This is a genomic window from Bradyrhizobium sp. Leo170 (assembly GCF_004296405.1).
In the GTDB taxonomy this organism is placed as follows: domain Bacteria; phylum Pseudomonadota; class Alphaproteobacteria; order Rhizobiales; family Xanthobacteraceae; genus Bradyrhizobium.
Genome location: NZ_PSRR01000569.1, coordinates 1 through 3,022 on the forward strand (window position 1 = coordinate 1; position 3,022 = coordinate 3,022).

4 protein-coding genes are annotated in these 3,022 nt (G+C 66.4%); 3 read left to right on the forward strand and 1 reads right to left on the reverse strand.

Features of this window, described 5'->3' with window-relative positions:
• The coding region (locus CWO89_RS42495; protein ID WP_130584164.1) for a DUF721 domain-containing protein at positions 1–322 on the reverse strand (322 nt) is incomplete at its 3' end.
• A gap of 108 nt (positions 323–430) precedes the next feature.
• Here CWO89_RS42495 and mutY point away from each other — a divergent pair.
• The 3 genes from mutY (at position 431) to CWO89_RS42510 (ending at position 2,749) form a co-directional block, all read left to right on the forward strand.
• Positions 431–1,573, forward strand: coding sequence for an A/G-specific adenine glycosylase (gene mutY, locus CWO89_RS42500; RefSeq protein ID WP_130584165.1), 1,143 nt, complete (start codon positions 431–433; stop codon positions 1,571–1,573).
• 61 nt (positions 1,574–1,634) lie between these two features.
• The gene (locus tag CWO89_RS42505; protein WP_130584166.1) at positions 1,635–2,054 is read left to right on the forward strand and encodes a PaaI family thioesterase; all 420 of its coding nucleotides are present in this window, start codon (positions 1,635–1,637) and stop codon (positions 2,052–2,054) included.
• A gap of 77 nt (positions 2,055–2,131) precedes the next feature.
• Positions 2,132–2,749 carry a glutathione S-transferase family protein gene (locus tag CWO89_RS42510; protein WP_130584167.1) on the forward strand — a complete coding sequence of 206 codons (618 nt, stop codon included), beginning with the start codon at positions 2,132–2,134 and terminating at the stop codon, positions 2,747–2,749.
• The last annotated feature ends 273 nt before the right edge of the window (positions 2,750–3,022 follow it).

Below are 3,022 nucleotides of genomic sequence, written 5' to 3' on the forward strand. Positions count from 1 at the left end.
GCGCCAGCCGGCCGACCGCGTGCCAGCCGAAGAAGCGGTTGACCCGCTCCAGGATGCGGTCGGAGGAATGCTGGATCTCCAGCGCCATCGGCCCCTCGACCCGGAGCACCAGCGTTGCCGGCTCCTGCGGCTGCCCCTCCACCGGCCGCGGCCATTGCATCTTCATCGGCTCCGAATACCGCGCGATCTCGACCCCCGCGATCTCCGCCCACCGCGTTACCAGCTCGCGCGCGGCGAACCCCTGCTTGGCGTAGGCGTCCGAGAAGACGTCGTTGAGCAGGACGGAGAGCGGCTTTGCGCTGATCGGGCCGGGCTTTGACATAGTTTGTCATATCACCTCGCAACGATCCCAGGAATAAAGACGTGGATGCCCCGGCACAGGCACGGGCATGACGTGGAGAGATTCGTGCTCCGACATTAAGATAGGCTCATGAGCTCTCGCGCCGCCGCCAGGACCAAGCCACGAGAAGCGCCTGACGCGCTCGCCGCTCGTCCCGCCATTCTGCTCGCCTGGTATGACCGGCATCGCCGCCGGTTGCCGTGGCGGGCGGGGGCTGGCGAGGCGGCTGATCCGTACCGGGTGTGGCTGTCGGAGATCATGCTGCAGCAGACGACGGTCAAGGCGGTCGGGCCCTACTTCGAGAAATTCGTTTCCCGCTGGCCGGACGTCGCTTCGCTGGCGCGCGCTTCGCTGGACGATGTGCTGCGGATGTGGGCCGGGCTCGGCTACTATTCCCGGGCGCGTAACCTGCACGCCTGCGCGGTGGCGGTGCTGCGCGACCACAGCGGCATCTTTCCCGATAGCGAGGAGGGGCTTCGCACGCTGCCGGGGATCGGGCCATACACGGCGGCCGCGATCGCTGCGATCGCCTTCGACCGCCGCACCATGCCGGTCGACGGCAATATCGAGCGCGTGGTGTCGCGGCTGTTCGCGGTCGAGGAGGCGCTGCCGCAGGCCAAGCCGCTGATTCAGCAATTGGCGAACACCTTGCTCGGTCCTTCCCGCGCCGGCGACGAGGAGTCTCGCGCCGGCGACGAGAAGTCTCGCGCCGGCGATAGCGCGCAGGCGCTGATGGATCTGGGCGCCTCGATCTGCACGCCAAAGAAGCCGGCCTGCGCGCTCTGCCCGCTCAACAACGACTGTGCGGCGCGCGCCCGCGGCGATCAGGAGAGCTTTCCGCGCAAGGCGCCGAAGAAGACTGGCGCGCTGCGCTCCGGCGCGGCCTTCGTCGTCACCCGCGGCGATGAGCTCCTGGTCCGCACCCGCCCCGAGAAGGGCCTGCTCGGCGGCATGACGGAAGTGCCGACCTCCGAATGGCTGGCCGGGCAGGACGATGCGGCTGCACTTGAGCAGGCGCCATTTCTGAAGGGCGTGACGCGCTGGCACCGCAAGGCCGGCGTCGTCACCCACGTCTTCACGCATTTTCCGCTCGAGCTTGCGGTCTATACCGCGACCGTTCCGCCGCGTACGCGGGCGCCGGAGGGGATGCGCTGGGTGCCGGTCGCAACGCTTGCGGACGAAGCGTTCCCGAATGTGATGCGCAAGGTGGTCGCGCATGGGCTCGGCATGTGAGGCTGCTGACAGCATGCTGGCAGGAGGCCTGCGTTAGGTAGGAGCGACAACGGAGGCTCCGATGATCGCGACCGCGCTTGACCGTCTCGCCGCGCCACCCTGCTCCAAGCTGCTCGGCTGGCGCCCGCTCGACGCACGCCCGGGCGAAGGCTGGATTCGGATCGGCTTCGAGGGCAAGCCGGAGTTCTGCAACCCGGCCGGCTTTATCCAGGGCGGCATGCTGTCGGCGATGCTCGACGACACCATGGGCCCGGCGGTATTCGTCATGACCGACGGCAAGCTCTACACCGCGACCATCACGATGACAGTGAATTTCCTGGCGCCGGCGAAGCCGGGTCCGATCATCGGCGAGGCCAGGGTCTCCCAGCTCGGCAAGACCGTCGCCTTCGTCGAAGGCAGGCTGATGGCGGAAGATGGCGCAGTGCTTGCGACGGCATCGACCAGTGCGCGCCTGGTGGAGACGGCAAAGGCTGTTCGCTGAGCCCATCAGTCAGAGCAGGGATGGACGGGGCAAGAGCACGCCGTTAACTTCGCGTCCCTCTGAATGAGGGATGGAACATGCTCAAGCTCTATTACACCCCCGGCAGCTGCGCGCTCGCCTCGCACATCGCGCTCGAAGAGGCCGGCGCGCCCTATACGATCGAACGGGTCGACTTCAAGACCAACCAGCAGAACAGCCCGGAATATCTCAAGGTCAACCCGAAGGGACGGGTGCCGGCGCTGGTCACCGATCATGGCGTCCTCACCGAGACGCCCGCGGTGCTCGCCTTTATCGCGCAGGGCTTTCCGAAGGCAAAGCTCGCGCCGCTCGATGACGCCTTTGCGTTCGCGCAGGCGCAGGCGTTCAACAGCTATCTCTGCTCCACGGTGCATGTCGCGCATGCCCACAAGATGCGCGGCTATCGCTGGGCTGCGGAGGAATCCTCCTTTGCCGACTTGAAGCGCATGATCCCGAAAACGGTCGGCGCGAGCTTTGCGCTGATCGAGCGCGACATGCTGAAAGGCCCGTGGGTGATGGGCGAAGCCTTCACGATCTGCGACATCTATCTCTTCACGATGGCGCAGTGGCTGGAAGGCGACGGCGTCGATCTCGCGACGCTGCCGAAAGTGGTCGATCACCGCAACCGCACGGCCGCGCGGCCTGCGGTGAAGAAGGTGCTGGACGCAGAGGCGTGAGCGGTTTGCGCGGCTCTCACGATGACCGCGCCGGCGTCGTCCCCGCGAAAGCGGACCCATAACCACAGGCAGTTGTTATGGCGCGAGCAAGTGGTTGCGGAACTACGTAGGGTGGGCAAAAGCGCGTCTATCGCGCCGTGCCCACCATCCAGTACTCCGCTCGCGACGGTGGGCACGCTTCGCTTTGCCCACCCTACGGCGTCGTCGCGAGTTATGATTCAAATTTCAAACAGCGGTGAGGATGTGAGTCCGCATTCTCGCGGCGCGTTGCGT

Excerpts from the sequence above, each read along its gene's own strand:
- CWO89_RS42505 (WP_130584166.1), top strand. The coding sequence starts at position 1,635 with ATGATCGCGACCGCGCTTGACCGTCTCGCCGCGCCACCCTGCTCCAAG.
- CWO89_RS42510 (WP_130584167.1), top strand. The coding sequence starts at position 2,132 with ATGCTCAAGCTCTATTACACCCCCGGCAGCTGCGCGCTCGCCTCGCAC.
- mutY (WP_130584165.1), top strand. The coding sequence starts at position 431 with ATGAGCTCTCGCGCCGCCGCCAGGACCAAGCCACGAGAAGCGCCTGAC.